General features: G+C 50.1%; 19 protein-coding genes. 8 read left to right on the plus strand and 11 right to left on the minus strand.

Annotated elements, in window-relative coordinates:
* Positions 1–100: 100 nt before the first annotated feature.
* The 3 genes from ACN0YR_RS20215 to ACN0YR_RS20225 form a co-directional block, all read right to left on the minus strand.
* Complete coding sequence (locus ACN0YR_RS20215) at positions 101–1,279, minus strand: hypothetical protein (protein WP_417851029.1); 1,179 nt, start codon at positions 1,277–1,279, stop codon at positions 101–103.
* Positions 1,280–1,401: 122 nt separating this feature from the next.
* The gene (locus tag ACN0YR_RS20220; RefSeq protein ID WP_417851030.1) at positions 1,402–3,516 is read right to left on the minus strand and encodes a hypothetical protein; all 2,115 of its coding nucleotides are present in this window, start codon (positions 3,514–3,516) and stop codon (positions 1,402–1,404) included.
* Positions 3,517–3,611: 95 nt separating this feature from the next.
* Positions 3,612–5,069, minus strand: coding sequence for a MotA/TolQ/ExbB proton channel family protein (locus ACN0YR_RS20225; RefSeq protein ID WP_417851031.1), 1,458 nt, complete (start codon positions 5,067–5,069; stop codon positions 3,612–3,614).
* Positions 5,070–5,247: 178 nt separating this feature from the next.
* Between ACN0YR_RS20225 and ACN0YR_RS20230 the strand changes: the two genes are divergently transcribed.
* The 3 genes from ACN0YR_RS20230 (at position 5,248) to ACN0YR_RS20240 (ending at position 10,614) form a co-directional block, all read left to right on the plus strand.
* Positions 5,248–6,339 (plus strand): hypothetical protein, encoded by a 1,092-nt coding sequence (locus tag ACN0YR_RS20230; RefSeq protein ID WP_417851032.1) that lies wholly within the window; start codon positions 5,248–5,250, stop codon positions 6,337–6,339.
* Between the two features lie 256 nt (positions 6,340–6,595).
* On the plus strand, positions 6,596–7,651 hold the full coding sequence (locus ACN0YR_RS20235; protein WP_417851033.1) for a KpsF/GutQ family sugar-phosphate isomerase: 1,056 nt from the start codon (positions 6,596–6,598) through the stop codon (positions 7,649–7,651).
* A complete protein-coding gene (locus ACN0YR_RS20240) occupies positions 7,648–10,614 on the plus strand; it encodes a hypothetical protein (RefSeq protein ID WP_417851034.1) in 2,967 nt (988 codons plus the stop codon). The genes ACN0YR_RS20235 and ACN0YR_RS20240 overlap by 4 nt, the downstream gene beginning before the upstream one ends.
* Positions 10,615–10,649: 35 nt before the next feature.
* Here ACN0YR_RS20240 and ACN0YR_RS20245 read toward each other — a convergent pair whose 3' ends face one another.
* From ACN0YR_RS20245 to ACN0YR_RS20255, 3 genes are all read right to left on the minus strand, one after another.
* Positions 10,650–11,528 carry a fumarylacetoacetate hydrolase family protein gene (locus ACN0YR_RS20245; protein ID WP_417851035.1) on the minus strand — a complete coding sequence of 293 codons (879 nt, stop codon included), beginning with the start codon at positions 11,526–11,528 and terminating at the stop codon, positions 10,650–10,652.
* A gap of 50 nt (positions 11,529–11,578) precedes the next feature.
* Positions 11,579–12,574, minus strand: a complete 996-nt coding sequence (locus ACN0YR_RS20250) for an RluA family pseudouridine synthase (RefSeq protein WP_417851036.1) — start codon at positions 12,572–12,574, stop codon at positions 11,579–11,581.
* Positions 12,575–12,692: 118 nt separating this feature from the next.
* Entirely contained in the window at positions 12,693–13,823 is a 1,131-nt protein-coding gene (locus ACN0YR_RS20255; protein WP_417851037.1) for a tetratricopeptide repeat protein, read from the minus strand.
* Positions 13,824–14,044: 221 nt separating this feature from the next.
* Here ACN0YR_RS20255 and ACN0YR_RS20260 point away from each other — a divergent pair, with 221 nt between their 5' ends.
* The 4 genes from ACN0YR_RS20260 (at position 14,045) to ACN0YR_RS20275 (ending at position 17,341) form a co-directional block, all read left to right on the plus strand.
* A complete protein-coding gene (locus ACN0YR_RS20260; RefSeq protein WP_417851038.1) occupies positions 14,045–14,203 on the plus strand; it encodes a hypothetical protein in 159 nt (52 codons plus the stop codon).
* 279 nt (positions 14,204–14,482) lie between these two features.
* On the plus strand, positions 14,483–16,087 hold the full coding sequence (locus ACN0YR_RS20265) for a hypothetical protein (protein ID WP_417851039.1): 1,605 nt from the start codon (positions 14,483–14,485) through the stop codon (positions 16,085–16,087).
* A 46-nt stretch (positions 16,088–16,133) separates the two neighbouring features.
* On the plus strand, positions 16,134–16,367 hold the full coding sequence (locus ACN0YR_RS20270) for a DUF2007 domain-containing protein (RefSeq protein ID WP_417851040.1): 234 nt from the start codon (positions 16,134–16,136) through the stop codon (positions 16,365–16,367).
* Between the two features lie 359 nt (positions 16,368–16,726).
* Positions 16,727–17,341 (plus strand): hypothetical protein, encoded by a 615-nt coding sequence (locus ACN0YR_RS20275; RefSeq protein WP_417851041.1) that lies wholly within the window; start codon positions 16,727–16,729, stop codon positions 17,339–17,341.
* 304 nt (positions 17,342–17,645) lie between these two features.
* Here ACN0YR_RS20275 and ACN0YR_RS20280 read toward each other — a convergent pair whose 3' ends face one another.
* The 3 genes from ACN0YR_RS20280 to ACN0YR_RS20290 form a co-directional block, all read right to left on the minus strand.
* A complete protein-coding gene (locus tag ACN0YR_RS20280; protein ID WP_417851042.1) occupies positions 17,646–19,013 on the minus strand; it encodes a Gfo/Idh/MocA family protein in 1,368 nt (455 codons plus the stop codon).
* 368 nt (positions 19,014–19,381) lie between these two features.
* Complete coding sequence (locus ACN0YR_RS20285) at positions 19,382–19,813, minus strand: hypothetical protein (protein WP_417851043.1); 432 nt, start codon at positions 19,811–19,813, stop codon at positions 19,382–19,384.
* A 122-nt stretch (positions 19,814–19,935) separates the two neighbouring features.
* Complete coding sequence (locus tag ACN0YR_RS20290) at positions 19,936–21,657, minus strand: trypsin-like peptidase domain-containing protein (protein WP_417851044.1); 1,722 nt, start codon at positions 21,655–21,657, stop codon at positions 19,936–19,938.
* Positions 21,658–22,114: 457 nt separating this feature from the next.
* Between ACN0YR_RS20290 and ACN0YR_RS20295 the strand changes: the two genes are divergently transcribed.
* Positions 22,115–24,211 (plus strand): hypothetical protein, encoded by a 2,097-nt coding sequence (locus tag ACN0YR_RS20295; protein ID WP_417851045.1) that lies wholly within the window; start codon positions 22,115–22,117, stop codon positions 24,209–24,211.
* A gap of 197 nt (positions 24,212–24,408) precedes the next feature.
* Here ACN0YR_RS20295 and ACN0YR_RS20300 read toward each other — a convergent pair whose 3' ends face one another.
* Positions 24,409–26,358, minus strand: a complete 1,950-nt coding sequence (locus ACN0YR_RS20300) for a sodium:solute symporter family protein (RefSeq protein WP_417851046.1) — start codon at positions 26,356–26,358, stop codon at positions 24,409–24,411.
* Between the two features lie 417 nt (positions 26,359–26,775).
* A complete protein-coding gene (locus ACN0YR_RS20305) occupies positions 26,776–26,961 on the minus strand; it encodes a Sec-independent protein translocase subunit TatA/TatB (protein WP_145200537.1) in 186 nt (61 codons plus the stop codon).
* Positions 26,962–26,980: the final 19 nt, after the last annotated feature.

Genomic DNA, 26,980 nt, shown 5'->3' on the forward strand with positions numbered 1-26,980 from the left:
TGCAGGCGTGTGGAATTGGTGCAGCCCGCTTCCAGTGTTGATGTTTTTGTTCGGTCGTTCAAAAGAAGTTGTGGCAGATTTCGTCATAGAATTCTTGCCGTTACTGCGCGATTGACTTTGAACCGCTCGATGATGATCCGGCGATCGGATAGCCCTCTGGAAGTGGACGTGAAGCGACCCAAAATCCAGAATCCTGGACGAGCTCTTTCAGTTTTCGGTGTAATTCGAAACTCTCAGGATAGACCCAGAATGTAATCGTGGCGTTCGATCCTTCGGAGATGAGGGCCGAGCGAAACTGAGACCTTGGCTGAATTGCCTCTTCGAAGGTTTCCGCTTCCACATCTCTCGTAGGGTGAATCACCCAGTCCGTCACCGAGATTCGTATCATGCCAGTCCCGAAACGAGCTCCTTCGAGGAGTGACCCCGATTCTCGCTGAACGAGGAACTCCATTTCGTATCCGCTAATTGGTCCGACTGTTGATTGGAAGCGTGGTTGGTTCATCAAAAAATCACGTCGACGATGCATGTCACGTTTCACAAGTTCTGCTAACAGGTCGACAGGGACGTACGAAATTTTATTGTCGTGAATGCGAAAATGAACTTCTTTACCGGAAACAACTCGCCCAACAGGATTCAAGCGGTGGGCGAGCTTTTCAGGATCTGGTCGTTTCTCGCTGGTCTCTTCGAGTCGCTTCTCGAGAAGATCTATGATTTGTTGCGATTTCAGTTGATCCGTCTCATGCAATTCTGAAAGCTGACTCTTCTGTTGCAGCGAATTTGAGAGCGCTGAGAGTTGCGCCTTGAGCTCATCAAGCTTCAATTGTTCTTTGGATTTGCTCGATTTGAGTACTGCCAGTTCCTTTTTGAGGCTGGAGACTCGCTCTTTGCTCTTCGCTGCCTGCTCTTTGATCGTGTTCGTCTTCTCTTCCAACTCTTTGGGGATCACGACTTGAGCTATGGCAGGGAAGTTCAGATCAGGTGGAGCGACAAAATCGGGAGCAGACACAATTTGCTCGGATTCAGGCTGAACTTCGCTGAACAGTTCTGCATCGACCGGGAACTCTCCCTCGATTGGTCCAGCTGGAAGCAGTTCAATGGAAGCAGATGTTTCAGGTTCGGTGACTTTGAGTTTTTCGGATTCAATGGAGAGCAGAGGGGCCTGGCTTACGCGAACACCTGCAACCACGATTAGGATGATCAGAATCCCGACGATATTTGCGATCACATCAAGGAAGGAATCTGAGCCGAATGATGACTCTTCGACATGTCGGCGACTCATGATGTTGTTCTCCCGTGACTGGAGCCTTCTCGATATTGAGGTATAAACACGAGAATATTCTATTCGATTTCAGGTTGGCAAAAGGGACTCTGAGAAATCGTGAATGAGTGCTTAACGGACTTCTACTGCAACTCGTATTCAATACTCGAAGGAACGTCCCAATCCTGAGTCAGTTCTTTCGCTTTTGTGTAGTGGAGCAGACCTCCGGGGTGAATCACAATTTTGACGACCGGCTTCCAGAAGTACGTCTGAGGAGCAGTTCCCCAGTCTCCAGTTGATTTCGAAACAGCTGAAGAGAGTGCTGCTTTCAGCTCAGCCGGGGCTGTTCCTTCTGGAACTTTGAGAGGGATTTGATCATCGATCTGGAATTGATCCGACCACAAATGAATTTCCAGTTCGCGTTCAATTCCAATCGTTCCCTGCCTCTGCGGAGCAGGTCTTCCGTTCGTGCTGCTTCCACCAGATTTTTGGTCTGAGGTTTGTCCTTCGAAGGGATTGATGGGAAGCATTGCAGGCATCTCTGATTGCTGCATTGGCTTTGCGTTTTGAGCGGAGAATTGTCCCGGTGGTTGTTGTGCTTGCGCTGATCTTGGCCTTGGGTTGATATCAAAAACTCGCTGCGCGTCAGCACCAGAATTGGAGCGTCGAGATTCGGTCCGGGGGGCCCTGTTGGAAGGCTGTCGAGATGAAGGTTCCCGAGAAGAAAATTCCCGATTGGAGTTCTCTGGTGCTCCAGCCATTTCAGGTTGGCGGGAAGTATGCTGTTGAGCGTCCAGTTGTGATTGCAACTGCGATAGTGATGGAGGCTGTGATTGAATTTGCGACTCAGTTGGCGACTGTCCTAGCGAACGTGCCTGCTGTTGTGATTGAGACAGTGATTGTGACCGTGATTGAGTTCCTGACTGTGCCCCTGATTGCGGGTGCGTTGGTGAGATTCGAGGAATCTCTGCTGAGTCATCTCGGCTGGGAGGTAGCCATTTCTCATCGCCTAAGAAGCTCCCTTTTTTGGAACGGTTCGAGGCGTCAAGCTCCGGGATATGAAACTCGCCTGCTCGGTTAGAATAGTTGAGTGGTCCCCGTACTGCTGCGAGCCGTCCGGTTTTTGCAGCGACGCGGTTTCGATTTTCTAAGACCGCAGCGACCGCTTCTTCGCAGGCGCGAATCGCTCCCGGTTCTGACTCTGACCATCTGATGTCGGTGTTCGTATCGACGAGCTCATAGCCGAAACGGTGATCCAGTTTTGAGAGCAGGCCACGTGCGATATAGAATCCTGTTGTCCCTTCTGGTCGGACCACAAGCAAAATATATGGTTTTTCGTTGTTGTTTCGTTCCCGCGACCAATACTCAACAAGTGCTTCCGCGCCAGCCAGAACCGGATTGTATTCGGGCGGAAATCCACTGAGATCCGCTGCTGTCAGGACAACTCCCTCAGCGACAAATACGATTTCTTTTTTGCGACACTCAATCAGGATTGGCTTTCGAGCCGTTCCCGTTAGTGAATCATAAGCGACGATTTCGGTTTCGGGAGGAAGGTTGGCAATCTCCTCTTCGAGCCGGGCAAGCTGGCGAGTCAGTTCTGCGGCACGATTCTGCAAACGTTGACTTTGCTCTTTCTCTTCGGCCGTCAGGCTGTTGAGTTGACCCATTTCAAGTTGTTTCTGTTTGAGCGATTGGAGAAGACTTTCTTGCTCAGACTGGATCTGTTTCAACTCGTCGTGCAAGCGGGAGCGGTCTCGCTCCATCGCTTTCCGTTGTTCTTCCAACTGCTGCATATTTGAAGAGAGGGCTGCAACCTTCGCTTTCCACTCTTGGTCGATTTGGTTTTGTTTGCGCATCGCGACTTGCAATTGAGCATTGTACTCCGCACGCAGGCGAGCTTGTTTGGCTTCCCAATCTGCTTTAAGAAGTTCATTTTCTTTGAGACTATTCCCCGCCAGCAGAGGCAGGATTGGCTCGTTCTCATCGAGTTCGTCCGGCTCATCAGTGAGAATTGGCGTCACAATTCCAAGAAGATTCTCAAGTTCTTCGACTGACTTCACTACCGGGAATTCAGGAGAAGCGACTTCTTCGTCCGGTTCCTGATTCAGAATTTCGATAGAAACGATTGGGAGTTGAGATTGTTTTTGAATTTTTTGAGTGATGACCAGCAGCAAAAAGATCAGCGCACCCATTGTGCAGACCAATACGGCCAGAAATGGGAAAAGAGTGACAGAAGGTGTGCTGGAACGTCGACGCACGGAAACTCAGTAATTTGAGACAATAAATAGAGAACTGAAAACAGAACTGGAAGGTGTCGTGAACTGGAAAGTCTCACAACTCAGCGGTCTTTCGGTTAAGCTGCATCACGGGTACGCGATCGTGCTGTGAGCAGGTTCACAGCGGCTGTGAGGTTGTGGAGTGTTTGCTCAAACGTCTCGGCGGTATGGAGCGTGTCGAGGTTATGGTCGAGCTGGCCTTGCAAGCGTAGCAAGGATTCTTCCTGACCAATGATTCTCTCAAGCTGGCCCCCTTGTTTCACCATGTTCTCACTTTGGCTGGCAAGTGCAGATGTCAGTTGTGAGAAGTTCTCTTGCCAGTTTTCAATTCTGTTCGCGAAGCCTGTCAGCAACACGTCCAGTTTCTCATGTTGTTCTTGCGAAGTGGCTTCGACGTTTGAGCTCAATGTCTTGGAGAGCTCTTGGATGCTTGCGAACATTTCCCGTTCCGCAGCTTCACGACTGGCAGCAAGTGCCTGAATTTCTTTGAAGAACTGCAAGCTCATTGATTCTTGTGAGTCCAGAAACTGCTGACGGTATTCCGAAAGCTGTTGAGCATGTGTCGAAAGAGTTTGCCCAGTCCCGTCAGTGAGCGCCTGTGTCAATTTCTCTTGCTGGACGAGAAGAGTGTCTGACCACTGAGTCCGCAATTCTTCCAGAGCGGATGACCAAGCAGAGGTTTGCTTGCCGATCATCGCTGCTGTTTGTTCAAGTAGCGATTCAGACGCCTTAGTCTCGGCTTCCAGCAACGGGTGACTGTTGTCTGGGGTCAGCGGGAAACATCGATTGACTTCGAGGCGGCTTCGTTCATCGATTTGGCTGAGTAGATCTTCTTCCGCTCGTTTAATGAATAGCGAGGCGAAGCCTAAGACGAGCGACAAAGAAAGTGCTAAAGCGGTCGTATCAAACGCGACGGCCAATCCATTTGTCACTTCATCCAGCGACGTTTCCAATTGATCAGGAGTGACATTCGCAATCGCCAGCGTGATTCCCATAACGGTTCCGAGGAACCCGAGAATCGGAATCGACCAGATGACAGTTTGCAGGAGTTGATGGCTGGCATGCAACCGGTCGGCGGCCGCTTCAGAGAGATAAGTGAGATGATCTCCCATTCCTTGACCGGATCGCTTGCCCTTGAAGAACGCGAGGATATGGTCGAGTCGACGTCCCCAGTATGTATTCTGGAGTTGTGCCGAGGCCGAAGTTAATCGGTTTTGAAAGCGACCAACGTTTAGGTCGAGATCGTCGCTGACCTCTTTGATGCCAAAGTTCGGAACGCTGTATAATGCTCGTAACTCAAAGATCATCAAAACAGCTTTGACTGCGATGATTGAGAGTCCAACGAAGAACAACCCAGCGAGGACACGTTCTAGCGGATGACCGCAGAAGTATCGCAGCGCGAGCTCTTTCGCCACGGGCAGGTGGGGAATCTGTTGATAGAAGAGCCAGGTGGCACCAACGGCCCAGATCCAGGGCGCGGTGAGAATTCGATACCCAATCCCAGTGGATTCTTGAATTATGTTTTGATCACGCATGGTACATTACACCAACAAAGTCAATGAATCGGCAGATTCTGCAGACTGTCTAAGGAGAACAATCGGCTGTATCGTTATGATCGTCCCAGACGCGCTTGATCATTGATGGAATGTTGACTAGCGTTTTTTTTCGGGAAAGATATTTGGAACGAAGTCCCGCAAAATCAGGTGACTCTCCATGCCCATTAAATTTCGATGTCCAAATTGCCAGCAATTTTTAGGAATTTCTCGCTCTAAGGCCGGAAGTGTTACAGATTGCCCGACCTGCGGGAGGACTCTGCGAGTTCCGAATCTCGATGGGGAAGTCTCTCCGCTCCCTCCGCCTCGTTTGAATTTCGAAGACCGTGACCTTCAGCGTGCTCTTGGCGCGCTGGCTTCGCTCGGGCCAGATGGCGAGCCTGTCGATGTCCCCGTTTCTCAGGAGCCACATCCCGAAGAAATCCTCGATGCGGTGGAATCTGAGCATGCCGAGAATATCCCGGTCATCGTTGCTGAACCGATTCCTCGATCGGCGCCGGTCAAGGTCTCCTCGGAGGCGGAGACTGCAACGCCTGAGCAACTTCAGGAAGAACTCGCCCAACTCGACATGGCGATCCCCATTCTAGAACCTGAGGAAGTCTTCATCCGCTCGGGGAATTCGATCAGGTTCGCCATTCTCGGGATTGTCATAGGCTTGATACTCGGATTTCTGATCGGCCGCTTCACCTCGCCAGATTCATCAGGCTTGTCTGAATCTGTGGTGAATCGTAACGGAAAAGCGAAAATCGAAGTCGTCGCTCCAAAGGCTGAACCAGCTTTGCCTCAGGGAGATGTCGTGCAAGCGGCAGGCTCAGAGGTGGCCGGAACACTCAGTTACAAATCTGCCACCGGAGAAATTCGTCCTGACAAAGGAGGGCGTGTCCTGATTCTTCCTGCGCAAAATCGATCCAATACCAAACTTCCAGGAAACGGTTTTCGAGTGGGAGCCAAGCAGATTGACCAAGATGTTCTCGCTGCCGCCGTGACAGCCTTAGGCGGAGGGTTTCAGCTGGCGGATGATGAGGGAGAATTTACGTTTTCGAATTTGGCCCCAGGGGACTATCTCATCCTTTTTGCTTCGCGCTATCAATCTCTTGACGAATCTCAGGTTGCTTCACCAAACGTTCAGAAAATTCTCGATCACTATTTTGAACACCCATCTCGCGTGATCGGGCAAGTTCAGCATCAGGCTCTCAGTATTAAAGTCACTTCGGAAGAGAATCCAGCTCTCGAAATTGAATTCGGTCGCTAGAGCTCTTGCGTGTTCTGAGTCTAACGCAGCGGCTGCAAAATCTGCCTCATTGTCGGTACGCAATTGTTTTGAGCTTGCTGTTTCTGGTGCCGTTTGAGAGCCGGAAATCTCTAAAATTCAGGTGAAAGAGTTCGCTTTTTCTAGTGGGTTGCCGACTGGTTACGGTCTGAAGACACGTTGACCCAGTTTCGGTATCGGACTTATGATGAAAAATTGTGGCAATGATTGCCCAATCTCGGATTTATTCTAGTGCAGGATGCGTATTGTGAGTTCTTCCGCTGAACATTTGATCCCATATTCGCAAGTTGAACAACTCCGATCCGGAAGAGAAATTGTTCGACAAGAGGCGGAAGCCCTGCTGAATCTGGCAAGGAATATGGACGCATCATTCCTTTCCGCTGTGAATCTCGTCAAAGAATGTACCGGAAGTGTCATTGTTTGCGGGATGGGGAAAGCTGGGCTGATTGGGAAGAAGATTACCGCAACACTTTCGTCAACGGGAACACGCGCTCACTTCCTGCACCCCGCAGAAGCGGTCCATGGAGACTTAGGCTGTCTGCATGAGGACGACGTTTTGATTGTTCTTTCGAACAGTGGTGAAACGGAAGAAATTCTAAACGTCATTCCCACCGCCAAACGGTTCGCGATCCCTGTCATCTGTATCACAGCGACCCACCACAACAGCTTAGCATTTCGATCCGATATCGTCCTGGAAATTGGGCGTGTTCGTGAAGCGTGCCGCTGGGGACTCGCTCCCTCGACCAGTACAACCGCGATGTTGGCGCTCGGTGATGCGTTAGCACTTGTCGTTAGTGAAGCGAAAGGATTTATGCCGCATCATTTCGCCCAGTTTCACCCAGGTGGAAGTCTCGGACAGAAACTGAAGCCGGTGACTGAACTGATGCGTCCCAAAGATCAACTTCGCATTGCTGCCGACTTCGAGACCGTGCGCGACGTGATTACACAATCAGCCAAACCGGGACGTCGAACAGGCGCCGTCCTGCTGGTGAATGCACAGGGGGCTCTTTCGGGGCTGTTCACCGATAGTGACCTGGCGCGACTCCTTGAAACTCGACAAGACTCCGTTCTTGATGAGCCAGTTTCAAAAGTCATGACGAAAGAACCGCTCACACTCAGTACCGATTCCATTTTCTCAGACGTCATCGAGATTCTCTCGACGCGAAAAATTAGTGAAATTCCCGTTGTCAGTGCGGACCGAAAGCCTGTCGGATTGATTGACATTACGGACGTGATTGGCTGGCTGCCTGCGGAAGGTTCCACGACCGATGATTTAGCGGAGCCGAACTCTTGATTCGTTTACTGCTGACGACTGGGACGATGTTATTCATCTCGTCAGTGTATTTTCTGTATGTATCATTTGTCGTTCCTTTCACCGTGGCTCAAAAGATTCCTGCGGATCAGGTGGTCGCGCAAATTTCTGGCTATCAGCCTCCGGTTCTTTCTGACGCCGTCTCTGAGCATTTCTCCGAAGTGAAATGGCTTCAAGCGGGCGAAATTAAAACATTCCAGTCGAAGAATACACTTTTCTATACACGCGACGTCGAACGGGACAAGACGAGTGGAAACAAAGTCCGCATGTCCCCGATTGCCATGCTCTGGACCGACCCGCGCCGTCCTGATGCAAAACCTTATCGGCTGATCGCAGAGACAGGCATTGTTCAGTTCGAGAATCAATTCTTCGACGCAGCTTTACACCTGAAAGATGCGAAGCCGGGGCGGATCGTGTGGGCGACACTCGAAGGAGTTGTCCATATCGACGGAGCTGACGGACTTGTCATCGATGGAAAGCAATTTGTGTTTTCCGAACAATCTGGACAGCTCTACAGCGACTATCCTGTAAGCTTTCACTACGGCCCGACAGCGAACGATCAGACTGAAGTCGCCGGGACAGCCGATCAAATCAACTTGAGTTTGACTCCTTCCGAGGATGCAGTGCTGGGGAAAGATATGCCTCGCGTTGGTGGAGTTTCTGTTATCACTCTTCGGAAAGACGTTCGGCTTGATACCACATTCTTTGAAGATGGTGTGCGTCACCAGGCATTGCTGACTTGTGATGGCCCTTTCGAATATCACGTCTTAAAAAAGCAGGCGACATTTAATAGCCGAGTCAAGATCACTCATCTCGAGCCTGGCGAGAGACGGGTGATGGCCGAAACTCTGGAAGCGGAAAGGCTTCGACTTCAATTTGAGCCGGCTCCGACTGCAAAAGAAAACGGCAAATCAAGTGAGTTCTTCGACGATCTCGTTCTTCGTGAAGTTCGAGCTTTTGGATCGACGCAAAACGGATTAGTAGGACGCAACTCTCAGATTCGAATCCGTTCTGAACAACAGAAACTTGTCGCGACGATGCAGGATCTCGCCTACGACGTCGTCACTCGAACCGCCAGATTTCTTGATCCCAAACAGGTCGTGGTGAAGCGAGGAGATGCAACATTCGCCTGCCCGAATGTTTTGGTCGAACATACCGTTGAAAACAGGATTCAAAAAATCGAATGCCGTGGCCCGGGAAGCATTGAAGTTGCGCACGAGAGATTCGGGAAGTCGCATGCAGAAGCATCCTGGGTTGGAGCTGTCAACGTCTTTCCTGATGAGACAGGACCACTTCACATTCTTGAGCTACTCGAAGGGGCTCAAGTCGTCATTCCTGAAATGGAAAGTGCTTCGGGGAAGCGAACGTTTGAAATGGGTATGGCTGCGAACCAACTCCGATTGTGGGTCGATCTGGATAAGGCCGAACAAATTAAAGAACCGGAAACGATTCTCAATCAGGAACTTCCGCTGACCAGAGCACTGGCAGCTGGAAACGTCAAAATGGTTTCGAAAGATGTCATTGTTGAAAACTCGGATCTCATCAATGTGTTGCTTGTCCCGGGAGTGATTCAAGAAGAAGCGGACAATAAAGTTTTGGGTGCGAGCTACACCGACGATTCACGAAATTCTAAAGAGCGTGATCCCATTTATGTGTCGACTGATCAAATTCAGATCAACTTGATCCACGATCAGAGCAATGGAAAAATTGAACTCAAGAAACTCGATGGCGTCGGAAACGTCAATGTCCGACATCAACCGGAAGCCAGCCCTTCATTGCAGCAGTTTGGTGGAGAGTCACCAGTGGTTTTGACAGGGACACGTGTCGTCGCGACGCGAGACGGGGCCGAGGATCAACAGGTGACTGTCCTTGGAACACTCGATCAATTCGGAGAAATTGAAAATCCAGCGACCGTGGAGTTCGGACCGACTCGTATCGGCGGAGCAAATCTTAGCTTCAATCAAAAACGAAACGAAGTCTCGGTCATTGGTCCCGGAGCGTTTCTGATTCCAGTCACTCGCGATCTGGACGGGAAAGAGCTCGATCAACCTGCCACCCTCAAAGTGGAATGGCAGGAGAAGATGGTGTTCAACGGACTTGATGCTCGCTTCTTTGAAGCTGTCAGTTGCTCGCTGAGTGGTCATCAGGAATCAATTTCACGAATGAATTGCAATGACTTAACTGTTCGACTCACCCAGCGAATTTCTCTGCTGGAAAAGCCTGACCCCGCAAAGAAAGTCGATGTGAAATCGATCGAGGCCCGACTTGGGGTTCAACTGGAATCAAGGAAGTTTGAAGGAACGAAACTTGTCGGCGTCTATCAGGGAGAGCTTGCAGAGTTTACGATCAATCAGCTGACCGGTGATTTTGTCGGACTCGGTGACGGAGAAATTCACTCTTGGTCGCTGGGCGACGGTTTGAAACTTGCACCGAGCGATGCAGCTGAGGCGAACCGGCCTATTCGCTCTGACGAAGAGCAAAAGTGGCGGTATTCTCGTCTAAAATTCTCTGGGAAACTGACTGGAAACTTCGAGCAGAAGGTCGCAAACTTTGAGCGGCAGCGAATCGGCATTCTCTCAGCACCCGTGGAACAGGCACAAGTGAAGTTCAAAGAAGATCATGTCTCGATGGTGAAGGATGCGGTGCGACTTGATTGCCGCACTCTGAAGATTTTCCAGAAAGAGTTCAACGACCGAGCATACTGGGAACTGTTCGCACAAAATGTCAATGAGCTGGAAGGACAGGTTTTCCGGGCTGTTGCAGATGAACTTTCCTTTGACGAACGACTCGGACGGTTCATTCTTCGCGGAATTGGAAAAGATGCGACGTTGTACTTCCAGGAACGTCCCGGAGCTTCCTTCAGCCCATCTTCGCACCGGCTGATTGAATTCATCCCGAAGAAACGTAGCATCACAGTCGATGGTTCAAGTGGCTTGGGTGGGTGACCTTCGCAAGATTCATCTTGCTCGTCTGCGAGCACTCAATGAGTAACCGGACCAGTTCCTTTGACAACGGGATTTTTCAGCGAGCCGATTCCGGTAATTGAAATGGTGACCACGTCGCCATCTTCAAGAGAAAAATCATCATCGGGAACAATTCCTGTTCCGGTAAGCAGAAACGCACCGTTTGGGAATTCGTCTTCTCGCCCCAGCCAGCCGGCCAGATCGGGCAACTTGCGATACAGTTCGCCGAGATTTGTGGAATCGGAAGTGATGGTCTCTCCCTGACGTTCGATGAGCAGGTCAATCTTGGTAGCTGCAAGATCTAACGTTTCCGTAGCGAGTTGAACGACTGGTCCGATCGAGCAGCATTGCCGATACACTTTTGCCTGCGGGAGATACAACGGGTTTTCACCTTCAATGTCTCTGGCGGACATGTCGTTGCCAATTGTGTAACCAACAATCTCCATTTTCGGATTCAGGACAAGCGTGAATTCCGGCTCCGGAACACTCCACTGGCTGTCATAGCGAACACGGACAGCCTCGCCCGGGTTGACAATGCGATTCGGCGTGGCCTTGAAGAAGAGTTCAGGACGATCAGCGGTGTAGACGAGATCATAGTGAGAAGCTCCTGTCTCGGATTCTTCCATTCGCGCGACCTGACTCCGTTTGTAAGTCACACCTGCTGCCCATGTTTCCTGATGATCGACCGGTGCTAAGAATTGCACGGAATCCAATGCACAGGCTTCTGCACTCGCAAGAAGGCTCTCCACAAGTTTTTGCGGCTTCTCTGAGTTCAGCACATCCGCCAGCGTGGAGATGTTTTCTGATTCCGAAAGATCGAGTAACTGGACTTGAGCTTCTTCAACAACTGCAACTCGAACAGTGCCGTCTGCGGTTTTTACTTTTGCGAGTTTCATCTTATCTCTTTCAGTCAATGTTCTTGAAGAAGAAGGCTTCTGGAAGGAGTCTAGCTCAATAAACGGTATTTCTCTAAGGCAACCAAGGTTCGCTGCATGTCTTCCGGAAGTGGAGCGACAAACTCCATGATGGCATCCGTGACTGGATGTCGAATTGTCAGTTTGTGTGCGTGTAATGCCTGTCGAGAGATCAATGGAGTTTCGTCTTCGGTGGAGTCTGTCTCTGCAAGTTCCGATTCAAAAACACGATCGTGCCCGGCATATAATCTGTCTGCAATGATTGGTGCTTTGAGATGCTGCAAGTGGACCCGGAGCTGATGAGTCCGGCCTGTTTCGGGTAGCAACTGAACGTAGATAAAGCCCCGGTATCGTGTGAGGACATTGTACTTGGTGATCGCCTCTCTCGATTTTTCAGTCGGCTCACAGACGATCATTTTCTCCCGTACTTTCGGATGAACTTTGACGTGAGTGCGAACGTAGTCCGCATCCCGTTCCAAGTTCCCACGGGCAATAGCGTGATACTCCTTCTTCACGGTTCGCTGTTCAAATTGTTTTGTCAATTGGTGATGGACCTGATTGTTCTTTGCGATCACGATCGCACCAGTCGTGTCTCGGTCCAAGCGATGAACAATGCCTGGTCGAAGCTGGCCAGCGATATCGCTCAGTTGATCGAAATGATATTGCACTGCAGCTGCGAGAGTTCCCGTAAAGTTTGATTTTCCGGGATGCGTGACAAGATTTGCGTGCTTGTTGATGACGGCAATGTACTCATCTTCGAAGATCACTTCGATAGGGATGTCTTCGGCGGCAATCCCGCTTTCAGCTTCTTCCAGTAACTGCACAGAGATGCGGTCATTCACACGCAAGCGGCGGGAAGCCTTGACCGGGAGACCGTTGACCAGAACGACATTCTGTTCGATCGCTCGTTGAAATTGACCACGGCTGTGGTTCGGGAAGATACGGGTCAAGTAGTGGTCGATTCGCCAACCGTGTGCGCGAGACTCGACTGTGAGGTCCTGTTTCGAGGTGTAAAGGTCATCACTCATGAAATTTGGTGTCGGAAAAAAGTTTAGCTCCACACATGAAGCGCGGAGCTAAACGGAAGAGCAGGTATTATGTCTGTGACGACATTGAAAAGATGTCTTCAGATTGCGCGAGGCGGCTCTATTCCTTGGTCTCCTCTTCAGCTGAGGCTTCAGGCTCTTTCGCAGGTTTAGCTTCTGCTTCAGTTTCCGCCTTTGGTTCTTCCGCCTTTGGTTCAGCAGCTTTTGGCTCAGCAGCTTTTGGTTCAGCTGGCTTGGCGTCTTCTTTTGGTTTGCCTTCTTCTTTTACGGGCTCAGCCGGTTTGTCAGCTGTTTCTTCAGATCCCTTTTTGGCTGCGTCTTTTGCGGCATCATCTTTTTCAGGGTTTGGGAATGATTTGGGGGCTTCGTCATCAGCCTTCACCGGCTCTTCGCCCTCTTTTTTCATTTCCTCTTCTGAAGGAACAGTGTTCTGATTGGCCTCACCGACTCCTGCCGATGGCAAGTTCAAGAGATTGTCCTGGAGAAGTTCCAGGTTTGTTGGGTCGGGTGCGGGAATGCCACCGGGAAGGAGATCGCTCGGGAGCGGTCTGTCACTTGGTTTTGGATCTTGTTGTCGGAACCAGGCATAAAATTCCTGGGTCGATTTTTTCTGCAAGGCTTCCACGCGTTGTGTTGCCCAAGCTTTATGACCTGATTCGGGAAACTCCTCAATCAGTTTTTGATAGGTAGCAATCGCTTGAGATGTGTCATCGCCATTGAGAACTTCACGTGCTGTTGCCAAACCGAAAAGAGCTTCTTCCCGAGCGGCTGCTGGAGCATTCGTTTGCTTCAAGAGTTTTTCGAAGGCTTCGACAGATTCTGTCAGCCTTGCGTCGCTCACTTCACGATTGGTGAGGGCGGTGCGTAACCCTTCTTGAAGAAATCCTCTGCCTGCTTGCAGCAAGGACCAGGCTCCAACTGTTGTCCCCGGCGTTTTCTTTGCCAGATTCATGTAGTCGTCGGGAACGCGGTTCTCAACGAATTCTTCCCATTCCGCTTTTTGTGAAGAGACGGAACTTCTTGACCAGAGGATGACAGCGATCAGTACGACGGTCACGCCGATAAATCCCATCAATATCTGATTGGAATACGGCTCAATCTTTTTTAAGCCTGCAGTCAGCCACTTCTCCAGTTCCGTTTTCTCGGCTGCATGATGATAGTGGTGTTCCGGTCCTTGAGGCTTCTCGTCCGGAGTAGCTGGGACAGGGGGTTGTTGTGTTTGTTCGCTCATGGCGGTCCGTCATCCTGGCGTAGTGCCTTGTCAGGCTGCAATAAAGGGTCAAATTTGTATTCAGACTCAGCTGACGCCGATTGCCTTGATTTGACCCCTCAAACCAACAAATGGACACTTTTGTGTGTAAACATCTTCCGTGGAAGGGAACTCTCACTGCAATGGAAAAGTTCCTGTCAACTTTGTCTGATCTGTCTCAAAGCCCCAGTATAAGAACGTTTATGAAAACTGGTCAAGCTGCGGTCTTCAGAGAATTGATTCCCGAGAAGATTCGCTTCGCACACAGCCCGGCTTTCGAGTCCGTAATTCTTCTCGGAGTTCCGGTCATCCCCCGGTTTGTGAGTTATTTCCTGCGTGACAGCCTGCTCGGTACGCCGTAGAATCAATGCAGGCAATTTCAATGGTTCTCCTCCTCGAAGAGATCACTTTGACAAGTTCATAGACTGTTCACCACGAGACAGAATGTGAGGACAACGATGGAATCTGCTCCAAGTTGAGTATTAATCGGAAAACTCAGTGATGGACGCCCAAGTGAGTCAAAATTGTGATGTTTGATGGGTTTTTAGCTCGATTTGCTGTTTTAGCAAACAAAATTTCAGCCGCGAACGTAGTGAGTCTCCAGTTGTGAGTCTGTCTGCTTCTGAGAAAGGAAGCGTTTTATGCCGCAATTCCATCTCCAAAGGCTGATTCTTCTGTTCGTTTGTGTTGGCCTGACGATTCTTCCCGCTGAACTTTTCGGTCAGCAGTCAGGTCCGTCTCGTCTGCTGTTTTTAGGCCCGAATCGTCCTGTGGTACTTGAGATGGAGTTTATTGCAGGTCGGTTCAGCATCGATGAGATGCGCAGCCAATACGCAAAAGAAGTCTTCAAACAACTCGATAAAGACTCCAGCGGAACGCTCAGCCCGGAAGAAGCAAAGCAAATTCCGACCGAGGGGAGATTGCGAGTGGGCGTCGAGCGACTCGGTGAAACGTGGACGAGCATTGATGTCTCGCCAAATGATCAGCAAGTGACTTTGGCGGAATTGACTGCACATATTCAAAATGCACTCGGTCCGTCATTATCAATCGAGAGAGCACCTCCCAAGCTGGCGGCGACTGTTCGCTTGTATGAGGATCTCGACATTAATAAGGACGGGAAAGTTTCAGCGGACGAAGTTGAGCAGGGGTTGAAAGTCTTGCAGGCGTTTGACTTTGACGATGACGAGACTCTGAGTGTGGCGGAACTTCAGCCGTTTCCGATTTCAGTGGTCCAGGCTCAGCAGCAGGAACAAGCGAAGGAAGAGCCGGTTCCGCTCTTCTTTATTCGAGACGATGCAGAAATCGAACAGGCCATCTCCGGGCTCTTCGAACATTACTCCACCGAAGAGGCTGTCTCTGCGAAAATCCTGTCCGGGTTGGCCGAGCGCGACTTCAGCCGGTTTGATCTGAATGATGATCAAGCTTGGGACAGAGATGATTGGGAGCTTTACCTCAAGCGTTCTCGCCCAGATTTCGTTATGAAAGTCTCACTTTCACCACCAGGTGTGGAAGTTGTCAAAGGGGAATACACAGGCAGGAACCGTCCGACGATCGATATCGGCGGGATGCCCGTAGAATGGCGAGCCACAAGTAAAGTCTACCAGCAGTTCGATTCGACACGGTTATTTTTAACACGCTTCATCATGTCTGATGTCGACAAAAACAAATATCTGGACCCGATGGAGTTCAATGGACTGCAGGCAGATGTCCCTTTTGAAGCCGTCGACCTCGACGGAAATCAGCAAGTCACTCGCGAGGAAATTCAGTTCTTCTTTACAATGGACGGCTTGGCTGCTCAAAGCCGTTTGATTTTACTGCTTTCGAATGAAACCAAAACGTTGTTTGAAATTCTCGATACCAATCTCGACCGGCGATTGAATCCAAGAGAATTTCTCGCTGGCCCCGAACGCTTACTGGAGCACGACTTAAACGGCGATCAGGCACTACTTCCCGATGAACTGATGTCTGAGTTCCGAGTCACTTTCACTCAGCCACAACTCTTTGAGATCGACCCGGCCCGAGCCCAGAATAATATGATGAATCAGCGACAAGGCCGCACCAATGAGCAGGTCTCCGGTCCGGTCTGGTTCAGTCGCATGGATGATAATCTCGATGGAGAGATTTCCTGGAGAGAATTCCTGGGGCCTCGCGAGATGTTTGACACTCTCGATACAAACAGCGACCATTTCATTGATCAGTCCGAAGCTGAAGCAGCGGAAGCTTTGAGAACCGACTCCGGAATTTGAAGTCGGTCTCGTATAATTGAATTGGAATCTCCTAAAGGAAACGACGATGTCTGATGAGAAGCTTGTCCCGATTTACACCACCCGCGATATTTCCAAAGCTGACGTAATCCGTGCTGCACTCGAAGGAGAGGGGATTCGATGTGAAATGGAAAACGAGCACCAGGGAGGCTTTACCGGAGTCACAAAAGTGAGACTGTTTGTGCTCGAAAGCGATAAAGACAAAGCCGTCGAGTTTATTGATGTCCACGAAGATGGAGATGAAACCGACGACCCGGCGTAACTGCTCAACGACTAACAACTTTATGACGATCGTCGCTCAAAGCATGAGAGTCCTGCCTGTCAGCGGTCTCTCGTGCTGATCAACGATTCGGAGATTGAAATCCAGGGGATAGTATCTGTCAGTTCGGTTTCAAATGTTATCACCTTGGTCCTCCCACTCTGAGGCAGATCCAAAATTGGTGTTTGTATTTTGAGCGATTGCAAGCAATCCAGGATGTCCTGAAAGTGGCCTTCGCGGGCATGAAGAATATTGTAATTCTTCTGGTCCAGCGACCTGATGAGATCCTGCATTAAGTTGGATATCGCACACAGCGCGGCACCTTCCACACAGTTCAGCCAGTAATACACAGAAAAGACAGCATGCCTGATCGCGATGACATCCCCCGGATTTTCTACTCTGAATACACTGAACTCCCATTTGCGAAGTGCATTGATTGTGAATGTGATCTGTTTGAGTCGGAAACAGTCTACACAGTCGTGAAACACATCGTGGGGAAAGAGACTGTGTTCGAGATGGCAATTTGCATGTCGTGCGCGATGAAAATGCGCGAGCAATATTCGGAAGAAACATCTCGGAATATTCAGGCATACATTGAAACGAAACTTCGTGAGAAACTCTTGGCACGCATTCAGGCGTTAGAAGAGTCTGACCAGGAAGAATCGGAACTCGAAGAAGAAGAAGAGTTCACTGTCGAAGATGGATTGGCGGCTTGCTCGTTTTGTGGAGCCGATCGAGCGAGTACTCACCGTTATGAAATGGTCGGACTGTTTCAAGAAAACGAGCTGCTACTTGATTCGGGGCAGGGCATCAGCTTCAGTTCTCCCATGATGCTCTGTCAGGAGTGTAACTCTGAAGTAGGCAAGCTGATTTCAAAACAGACCCGAGACACCTGGGATCGATTCATTGAAGAACATTTCGATGGTCCACCCGGAATTGAAATTGACGGCCCAAAGGTGGAACCGCTCTTGTTTTAGAGCAGTTTGCTCTGCGGTGTTGCCCGTGAAGATGCAGCAGCTTTAATTTAGAACCAGTCCGAAAACCTCTGGAATCGTCGCTTTCCTCAACGTTTGAGAGAGCAATTTCAAGTTTCAGGACCAGCTCTAAAATTGTGGAGTCGAAATAAAAACAGCCCTGAGTTTTCTCAGGGCTGTTCGATTTAGAGCATCTTTCGAATTGGTTTGCAAAATCTGCCTCGTGGCGAACAGCATTTTTACTAGAGAAATGCGTTCTTCACGGGCACACGGTAGAGCAAACTGCTCTAGAACTCAATAAAGTTGATTAAGCGTCCAGGTAAGAACCGTAGTTTTCTCGGTATTCTTTCTTGACGACATTCATCACTTCTGGTGCGTTGGTCGCTTTCAAGTTTTTCGCGTCCCATTCGATTTTCTTGCTCTCACCGCTTGCAGCGGCCCAGACAGCAAGGTTGCCGAGCAGGATGGTTTCGGTCAACGGGCCGGCATACTTCGCGAAGTTGGACATCGCGTTTTCTCGTTTGCCGATGATCGATTCATGGAACTCCGTGAAGTGACCTGGAGATTTTTCAAACTCCATTTGAGGAGCGTCTTTTTGAGCAATCTCGGTCCCGTCGTTCTCGATCAGAACCCACTTATCTCCATAGTCTTCAAAGGAGTAAAGTGTCCGGTCTTCACCGACAATGATGGCGCCACTCTTGTGCTTGAATTTCACACCTTTGAGTAAGCTCTCATCGGGCATGTTTCCGCCATCGTACCAGTGGACTGGCATCGTTCCTTCGCCACTCGGGTGAGTAAATTCGAATTCGATTTTCGATGACTTCGGATAGCTGTCCTGATTGTGCCCGGTGCAAGCTGCCTGAATTGATTTTGGATTCGCCAAATTCAAACCGGCAAACGGCATGTTGAACGTATGGCAAGCCATGTCGCCCAATGCTCCCGTTCCGAAGTCCCACCATCCACGCCAAGCAAAGTCGTGATAAGCACCTTTACCGTATGGACGCTCAGGTGCAGCTCCAAGCCATAAATTCCAATGGAGGTTCGGTGGCGGAGTGGTTGCTTCGGGACGAGGTCCACCTTGAGGCCACACAGGACGGTTGGTGAAGATGTGTGCTTCTTTGATCCGTCCAATTTTCCCTGCCTTCAACAGTTCAGCTGCTTGGCGTAAGCCGTCTCTTGCAGTTCCCTGGTTGCCCATCATTGTCTTCACGCCTTTTTCTTCAGCGATTTCGACAAGTCGGCGAGCTTCCCAAACTGAATGGGTCAGCGGTTTCTGGCAGAAGCAGGCTTTGCCCATTTTCATGGCCATCGCAGCAGCGGGAGCATGAGTGTGGTCGGGAGTTGAAACCGTCACCGCATCGATTTTGCTGCCCATCTTGTCGAGCATTTCACGGAAATCGTTGAAGCGTTCAGCTTCTTTGAAACCTGGTCGATTTCCAGTTTTTGCGAGTGTCTTATCGTCGACATCGCAAATTGCGACGATGTTTCCGTGCTTCGATGCGTCTGCGGAGTCACTACTTCCTTTTCCACCAACTCCAATACAGGCGTAAGAAACTACCTCGTTCGCAGAGCGTTCTTCACCTTGTGCATACGCCTTAGGACTTCCAACATAAACGGCCGCTCCAATTGCGGCACTGGTTTGAAGAAAGTCGCGACGTGTCGTTTTATTTGGCATTCGAATTCCTCAGGTTCAGCATATAAAAAAAGTGCGAGATTTAAGAGCGTCGAACAGGCATATTAAACGCGCATGACAGCGAGGCTCATCTCTTTACTACGGTATAGAGTAGCGAAGCGAGTAGGGATTTTCACGCATAAAGAAATTTTAGAGTTGTAGCGGATGCTGCCTAAAGATTGCAGCATCTCAAGACAGTTCAGTGAGAAACGAATTGATTGAGAGAACGGGAGTTACTCTGAACAGGATTGATCAGAGCAATCTTCTTAATGAAGTGATCTCGATAGCTGTTTAAACGGCGTCATTTTTGACTGAGTTGGTGAATACAACGCCGTTTGTTGTCAATCTCTTTCGCGTTACTCAAGAACACTTTAGCCGTTGCCACCAACATCGTAGCTGGCAGCAATCGAAACAAGTTCTCGTTCCTGTTGATGATGTTGAATGAAGTTTGTCATCCATTCATTCAGGTCAGCAGAGACGTTGACGGCAATTCGTTGGAAATCGCCACCTTGTGTGAGTTGATCACGGAGTTGTTCAAGACGCTGAAAGAGCTTTGCGTAGCCTTCTTCCAGCTGCGCGACTTTCGAATCCCAATTTGGAAATCGATCCAGAACATCCTGAAGATATCCGTGATCGGATTTCAATGCGAATTCTTCTGGAAGGGTATCGAGCAGAGCGTCTAAGACAGCTTCCAGCCAGTGAGCGGTCTCACTGTCAGCTGGTTCATCCAAGAGATCTCGCAAATCCCCCAAGAGGATGTACTCTAACTCCGTACATTGTTGCAATCGCCGATTAGTGCTCATGCCAGCCTCCATATCCAGATTGTCAATTTGAGATGTGTTCTTCAGGAAAATCCATTCGTTCTTTGCCAGAATTGGCACACCACAGGATAAGTGAATGCTTGTGCGAAGTCAATAAAATGAGGTTATTTCACAAGCGAGCCGCCCGTTGATCGGACGTAACGGCGTGGTACGAGAGGCGTTGAGAGAGATGTTTGTTGAAGGCTTTCGCTGCGAAGAAGACGATTTTGCGAGTTCGCTGGTGACTCTGACTGATAGCCTGCGAGTTGTGTGTTGTTGACGTTCTGAGTTCGCAACTGTCGGACGACTGGGCGGATCGGAGTGTATTGGGACATCAGTCCGTGCCCATCTTGAGGACCTTCCAGTTCTCCATCGAGATAGGTCATGAACTTGGAGCTTGCATCGTGAATTATGACCACACGATTTTGTTGCTCGGGATGAGCAGGGTCACGAATGATGACGACGACTTCAGCTCCGCCGGTTTTCAAATCAACCGGGACACGGGGGGCAACGGGATCGACTGGTGTGCTGGCGACGAGTCCACCTTGATCGCCCGGCCATGGATTCGATGTCGGAGCAGGTTCGTGAGATGCAACTGGAAATGCGGAAGCAGGTGTAGCCGGCTCAGGCACGACCATCTCTTGTGGTGTCTGTGCGGGAACCGCTGGCTGCTGCTCCTGATACAGGAACGCGAGTTGGTTTTCCTCCAGAAGAGAATGAACTGCAAGCAAACCAGAATAGAGTCCACGGTTTCCTTCTTTGTCGGCAGCGATACAAACCCCGACGACTTCACCGTTCGAGTTGAACAACCCACCACCTGAGCGTCCACGAACTGGAAGTCCTGTACACTCGATGTTGTGTGGTCCAAGGTATTTGTCGATTTGAGTGACTCGAATCTGTTCGCGAGTCGGGTCATCGCCAGCACTGCAACCGATCCCGACAACGGGTTCCCCTGCGGCAGGAGCCCGCGAAGCTTTCGCAATCAACGCGACTGGTAACGGCTTGCTTGTGGAGACCGAAATCAGTCCGAGGTCAGCCTCTTCGTTGAAGTTCTCTAATCGTGCGATGTGCGTTTGCTTTTGGTTATTGATCTGCAAGTCGACTTCAATTTTGGCCTCATCGTTGAAGCCGCGGAAGATGTGGGCACAAGTCAGAATTTTGGCGATCCCTTCCTGAGAATGAATAATCGTTCCCGAACCAAGGTTGATCTTCCCATCGATAATGACACGGATACGGACACTGGAGTCCATAGGGTCGGCAGAATGGTTGGCAATGTTCTGGTTGGGAGTCGCTTCTCCCAGGCTCGTATCATTTCCGCGATAAGTGTTTTCATCACTCTTGCTGGAATTCCTTCCGAGTGAAAACATTTCCTTCAATTGCGATCCGGTTGAAGCTTGCTCTGACGTTCTGTTCTCTGCTGCATTTGCATTGGGGGATGTCTCAGGCATAGGACCAGGATTCCCCAGACTGACGTTGGGGACTCCATTCCCTTGTGCGATCGACGGACCAGAGGCCTTTGGAACTTTTGCGACGAGACGACGAAGATCTGTCTCTGTCATTGCTCCCGATTGGCGATGAGCTTCTTTGCCATCAACGACCAGCACAAACGTTGGCAAACTAGTGATGTTGAACTTGCTCGCAAGTTCCTTCTCTTTGTCGAAGTCAACTTTGCGAATTGGCAGGCCCTCTCGTTCTAACCGGGCGACAAGTGGAGCCATTTGTTGACAAGGCCCACACCATACTGCACTAAAATCGTAGACAATGTTGTCCGGATCTGCTGCAAATGAGAATGAGGCTGCGAAAGCGGATGCTACGAATGCAATACAGGACGCGAGACTTCGTGTCATGAGTGTATCTCCGTAAATCCCCCGCTGGTGTCGACGGAGGAGGAATGTGTTTTGATCAGCACAGATCAGAGGAAGCTGGATTCGACGATAGGATTCCGTTCTCGGTCAATCGAGCTGTGCGTCTTTGAGAAGTTGGACAAGCTCACCAAACTTGTGGAGTTGAGAGATTGAGGTCCCGATGGAACTCAAAGTAAGTCTGATTCCGTTCATGGTTTCCATCTGGCTTCCTGCCACTCTTTTGAAAGACTTACAATGCGGGATTGTTGAATCGACAATCGTGTCTGTCAACTGACCGCACGGGGAAACCCCCCGCTCATTGAGTTTGCCTGAGTCTTTCTGCTGGTGAATGTGTGATTTTGATTTTGGAAATTTTCAACCATCTGAATGATGGTCATGGCGTCGATGCCGAAATACGTAACAATGCAGGCTCCGTGCCACTTCGAAACTGGATTCAGAAATGAGTCGGAAACAATCTGGGGAATCTTTGGTAAGGTCTTCGACTGTAAAGGTTTGCGTCGTTTTTCTTCTGGGGGTTGGGTTGACTTGGGTCTTCTTCTGGCCGCTTTGGACCGGGGGCGGGCTGATGGGGGGGGATATGTACCCGTATTACTTCCCGCAAAAAGCGTTTTTTGCAGATTCTGTGAAGTCGGGCACAATTCCGCTTTGGAACCCATTTGTCGGATTCGGATATCCCACTCTTGGGGAATCGCAGACGGGAGTCCTCTATCCTCCAAATCTCCTCCTTTACAGCGGTTTGAGCGTCAACGCTGCTTATAACGTCTCTCAGCTTTTCCACTATTTGATCGCCTTCCTGGCGACTTGGGCTTTGGGGCGCCGTTTGGGGCTCACTGTTTTGGCGGCCACATTCACTGCAACAGCATTCGTTTATGGGTGGTTTCCAGCTCGCATCTGCCTGGAGTGGACGATTATCGGAGGAGCCTGGTTTTCCGCGATTTTGTGGGCAGCAACTGTTTATTTGCAGTCACAGAAGAAGTGGGCCCTCGTTGCAATCGGGCTGTTTCTGGGGATGGATCTGCTTGCTGGTCATTACAATATGGCTTTTATCACTCTGCTCGTCCTGGTGTGGTTCCCGTTCTTAGTGCATATAAAAGAAGAGATCGAAACTCTAAGGCCGACTCAGCAACTGCTCCCGCTTTTTCTTCTCATCGGCTGCGGATTTCTAATTGGTGCCGTTCAGTTGCTGCCTAGCTGGGAGCTCAAATCTCTCAGCCAACGGCAAGACGTGAATGAAAAATTCTCTCCGACCTATGGGAACCTTCCACCAGAAGCAATTTCACAATTGTGGCAACCCTGGGCTTGGCATGCTCAGGACGATTTGACTGATCATCTTCTTCGTGATGCCGGATGGCTGAACGTTCCCGCTGAAACGAATCAGGTGGAGGCCTTCATTTATTGCGGACTGTTGACCATCCTTTTAATTCTCTTGGGCTGTCTGGTTCCAAGTTTGCGACGTGGAAATCCTCTCCCCGGTTTCTGGCGTTGGGGGCTAATCGGATTGGGCGGGCTGCTCTTTGCTACCGGTTGGCCCACGTATTATTTGTCGGATGTCCCAGGATTCGGATTCTTCCGTGGACCCGGCAGATATTCTCTCGTTACCTGTTTCGCATTTTCACTAATGGCAGGAGGGATTTTTGATTCTCTGGTTCGAAAACTGACATTGAGCAGTTCCTCAAGATCGCTGCTTGGCTCAGTTTTGATTGGAATCCTGGTTGCTGATCTATGGGCTGTCAGCCGGCAATATGCTCCCGGATTTGGAGCCGCTTGGGGACGAAGCATTTTTTATGTCGTGATGGTCGATCATCCGCCGATCGCTGCTCGAGAGCGAAGTGAATTGCGAGACTTCTTTAAACAGGCTGGCGGGAACATTCGATTGTATGCACCGGGAGAGAATGTCCCGTCGATGTTAGGAGTTTCCTCGCTGCCGGTGTACCTCGGGTTGGGGCCGGAGATCTACGAAAAGGATCAGGTCCGCTTCGATTTCTCGACGGACAATGGAGCTGAGATTCAGGAGTCGGGTGACCGGTTGCGAAGCTTTGGTGTGACTCACTTACTTCTGGAAGCTCCAATCGACGAGGCAACCTGGAATGTGACGCTGCACTCCCAGTGGATCGACCTCATGCTCAACGGCGCCTTCGGACGCCGGGAACCGTACTACCTTTACAGACTTAACGACGCTCTTGGACGAGCGTATGTGGAAGGGCACCCGGAAATCGAAGTGAACGTCGATTCATCACCGAATGAAGTGGTCGTGACGTTCCAAAGTTCCGCAGAGACTCTTGATGCAGACGTCGTGCTGACCGATCTCAACTATCCCGGTTGGACCGGATATGAAAAATCTGCCGAGAAGCAGTCCCTCTTTCGTCGCCAGCATATTCAATTAGACGAACCTGCAAAGCAGGCTACGGTTCGTTGGAAGTATCAGCCGTGGAGTGTCCGTTGCGGTGCTGTTCTCTCAATCATCGGGCTGCTGCTGGCTTTCTTCTCTCCAAAAATCATTGAGAGAATCAAGCCTGTCAGCTCGAACAAAAACTAGAGCATCTTTCGAATTGGTTTGCAGGTTCTGCCTCGTGGCGAACAGCATTTTTACTGGAGAAATACGTTCTTCACGGGCACACGGTAGAGCAAACTGCTCTAACGAGACATCAAAACCAACATCGATCAGAACGATACCCGAGGGATTGTGGTGTGATCTTGAATTTCAGTGCAGCAATCCGGCTCAAGGGGAGTTGCTTATCCGCCTAGCTGTGCTAACCACCACGTTAAGGCGACGAGCAATCCGACGACGATCCATGAAATGATAAAACCAGCCATTCCGACGAAGCTTGGTGCTGGCAGCTCAATATCTTTGATCGGAATCAGTTTTCCAGTTTCTGGTGGGAGAGGATTCTCCGGCAAGGTGCAAGGTTCGTGGACCTTCTCTCCCGGCCGAACTGGCGTTCTTAGTAAGGTGAAGAAGTGCTCCAGCTTGCTTTCATCGGGACGCTTCGTGAGGAAACTTGTCACCAACCCAACTCCTGCACCACCTCCCAGATAGATGACGTACTGCCATGGAATGCTTGTCGCAACTTTGCCCTCTTTGAGCGATTCATACTTCGTGAAGGGGAAGTTGTCCCACAGCCATTCACGGAACAATCCGGGAAGATAGTCGATATTGCGTTGTAAGATTTTGGAGCCCTCTTCAGCTGTGGTCCAGTCGAAGGGAGAATGTTTTGTTGTCAGATACCATAGTCCGGCGGCGGTGAGTGTTGATGTCCAAACTGCAGCGGGCGTGTAGCCTCGCCAGATAATTCCGAACCAAAACGCGAGTCCAATGAACGCTGGCACAGCATTGACGTAACGGGTCAGCACTTGAATGGCATCGTCGAATTGGGACATCAGCAACAGCGACAAAGCGACAATTCCAATTCCGGAAAACCGCCCCACCCAAACCATAACCTTTTCCGAAGCTTTCGGATTGATGAATTTTCTATAAATATTTTCCGTGAACAGACCAGAGCCCATCACCATGTGGGCATCGCACGAGCTCATGATCGCTGCGAGCAGAGAGGCAAACAGTAAGCCAACAAGTCCCGGGCTGATTCGCGGGAGAATATCGTGAGCCGCGTATCCAAAAACGCTGTCGGCAAAATCTTTCATCTTGACTGGGTCAGCATTGAGCTCAGCCAAACGTTCAGACGAAATGAACCCATTGTCGGGAGTCAGGTAAATGATCACACACGCCAAGCCGGTAAACGTCCAGGCAATTGTGCAAAGACGTTTCATGAAGTTCCCGACCGTAAACCCGAAGCGTCCTTCATATTCCGTTTTCCCCGCACCGCAAACGCCCATGATGTGCGGTTGAACCACGATTCCAATCAACGCGTTGATTGACATCATCACGATATAAAAAATTGTGATCGGCTCTTTACCCAGGCTCTCTGCAAGTTCTTTCGTGAGCGTCATGCTAAGCATGTCCTCACCTGAGAAGCCGGGGACTCCTTGATGAAGTGCAGCGAACCCACCTGGAGCACCGGTAACCTGAGCGGCGTAGTACAACGCAAATGGGAGCAGGAGAAAAGAAAAGATGATAGTCAGGATCCCCTGGACGAAGTCGGTAATGACAGCAGCTCCCAGTCCGCCAGCCAGTCCGTAAATCACAAACATCACCGTCATGGCACCGACGGCATATTCCACGGGAAATTCCCCGCCGCTAAGGCCTGTGACCATCTTTGCGCCAAAGAAGAGCGATGCTGAAATGAACGTAATCGAGATACACATGCCGAGGATTGAATAAAGCAGCGACGTCGATGTGTCGTAGCGGGCTTCGAAGAAATCACTGGTTGTGAGCGCTCGCATACGTCGTAAAACAGGGGCCACAATCCAGTAGAACGGAGTCGCCCAAAGCCAAAGAAACTGATACCAAATTCCAGCGAGGCCGTTACGAAATGATCCTGCCGAAACACTAATGGCATGTTCGCTACTTGTTCCCGATCCGAACGCGAAGAACATCATGAAGACTTTGCCAAACCGACGTCCCCCCATGAAGAAGTCGTCAGAGTCGTTAACCTTCTTGAACGACCAGACTCCAAGTGCAGTGATGCCGAGCAGGTATGCACACAGAATGGCCCAGTCAGCCCAATGTAGCCCAAGATAGTGTGAGTTAGCTTCTAAGTTGGCAATCGTTTCAGCAGCGAACAGCATGATTTTTCCTGCAACATTTTGAGCCAATTTGAATTCAGAGATTTCCAGTGCTTTTCCTGGCCGTGAAAATTGCTTTCACGAGGTCATGGACTGTTCGCCAAGGACAGAAAAACAATTTTCGGAAATGCTCAAGGAATTACAAAATTGACGAACCCGGGAGGCATGGGACGGGAGCAGGTGAAACTCCCGTGATTACTGGGAGTCTGATTATCTTGCGGGGCTTGCGGTTAGTCTGAACATACGCAAGAGGATCTAGGTTGAAAGGATTTGCGGTGATCTCAATGAACGTCAGTCAGTCTGTTGGTGAGCGTTAGTAAGAATGAACCGCAGAGATGAAGTTTTGACATCTTGCATTCGGCACGAAAACAGGGCTTATTTGTGACGAGATGAAAGGCGAGTCGCTGGGGGAGTGTCGACTCAAGAGTCGATGTGGTCAGGGTCTTTTTTGTCGTCCTCGTCTGTTTCTTCCATGCCCTTTTTGAAGGAATTGACAGACATTCCCAAGCTCTTCATCGCTGACGGAAGTCGACTGCCAAACAGGAGCAGGACGATCACCGCAAGGATGATTAATTCAGGAGTTCCAAGTCCAAACATACCCAACATAAAACGTCTCACAAAACGG

The sequence above is a fragment of the Thalassoglobus sp. genome (assembly GCF_048270125.1).
In the GTDB taxonomy this organism is placed as follows: Bacteria; Planctomycetota; Planctomycetia; order Planctomycetales; family Planctomycetaceae; genus Thalassoglobus.

What these genes read in the sequence shown, in the direction of transcription:
- ACN0YR_RS20295 (WP_417851045.1), top strand. Translation starts at nt 22,115, where the DNA reads ATGAGTCGGAAACAATCTGGGGAATCTTTGGTAAGGTCTTCGACTGTA.
- ACN0YR_RS20215 (WP_417851029.1), bottom strand. Translation starts at nt 1,279, where the DNA reads ATGAGTCGCCGACATGTCGAAGAGTCATCATTCGGCTCAGATTCCTTC.
- ACN0YR_RS20305 (WP_145200537.1), bottom strand. Translation starts at nt 26,961, where the DNA reads ATGTTGGGTATGTTTGGACTTGGAACTCCTGAATTAATCATCCTTGCG.
- ACN0YR_RS20255 (WP_417851037.1), bottom strand. Translation starts at nt 13,823, where the DNA reads ATGAGCGAACAAACACAACAACCCCCTGTCCCAGCTACTCCGGACGAG.
- ACN0YR_RS20285 (WP_417851043.1), bottom strand. Translation starts at nt 19,813, where the DNA reads ATGAGCACTAATCGGCGATTGCAACAATGTACGGAGTTAGAGTACATC.
- ACN0YR_RS20270 (WP_417851040.1), top strand. Translation starts at nt 16,134, where the DNA reads ATGTCTGATGAGAAGCTTGTCCCGATTTACACCACCCGCGATATTTCC.
- ACN0YR_RS20225 (WP_417851031.1), bottom strand. Translation starts at nt 5,069, where the DNA reads ATGCGTGATCAAAACATAATTCAAGAATCCACTGGGATTGGGTATCGA.
- ACN0YR_RS20290 (WP_417851044.1), bottom strand. Translation starts at nt 21,657, where the DNA reads ATGACACGAAGTCTCGCGTCCTGTATTGCATTCGTAGCATCCGCTTTC.
- ACN0YR_RS20235 (WP_417851033.1), top strand. Translation starts at nt 6,596, where the DNA reads ATGCGTATTGTGAGTTCTTCCGCTGAACATTTGATCCCATATTCGCAA.
- ACN0YR_RS20230 (WP_417851032.1), top strand. Translation starts at nt 5,248, where the DNA reads ATGCCCATTAAATTTCGATGTCCAAATTGCCAGCAATTTTTAGGAATT.
- ACN0YR_RS20275 (WP_417851041.1), top strand. Translation starts at nt 16,727, where the DNA reads ATGCCTGATCGCGATGACATCCCCCGGATTTTCTACTCTGAATACACT.
- ACN0YR_RS20245 (WP_417851035.1), bottom strand. Translation starts at nt 11,528, where the DNA reads ATGAAACTCGCAAAAGTAAAAACCGCAGACGGCACTGTTCGAGTTGCA.
- ACN0YR_RS20300 (WP_417851046.1), bottom strand. Translation starts at nt 26,358, where the DNA reads ATGCTGTTCGCTGCTGAAACGATTGCCAACTTAGAAGCTAACTCACAC.
- ACN0YR_RS20280 (WP_417851042.1), bottom strand. Translation starts at nt 19,013, where the DNA reads ATGCCAAATAAAACGACACGTCGCGACTTTCTTCAAACCAGTGCCGCA.
- ACN0YR_RS20250 (WP_417851036.1), bottom strand. Translation starts at nt 12,574, where the DNA reads ATGAGTGATGACCTTTACACCTCGAAACAGGACCTCACAGTCGAGTCT.
- ACN0YR_RS20260 (WP_417851038.1), top strand. Translation starts at nt 14,045, where the DNA reads ATGAAAACTGGTCAAGCTGCGGTCTTCAGAGAATTGATTCCCGAGAAG.
- ACN0YR_RS20265 (WP_417851039.1), top strand. Translation starts at nt 14,483, where the DNA reads ATGCCGCAATTCCATCTCCAAAGGCTGATTCTTCTGTTCGTTTGTGTT.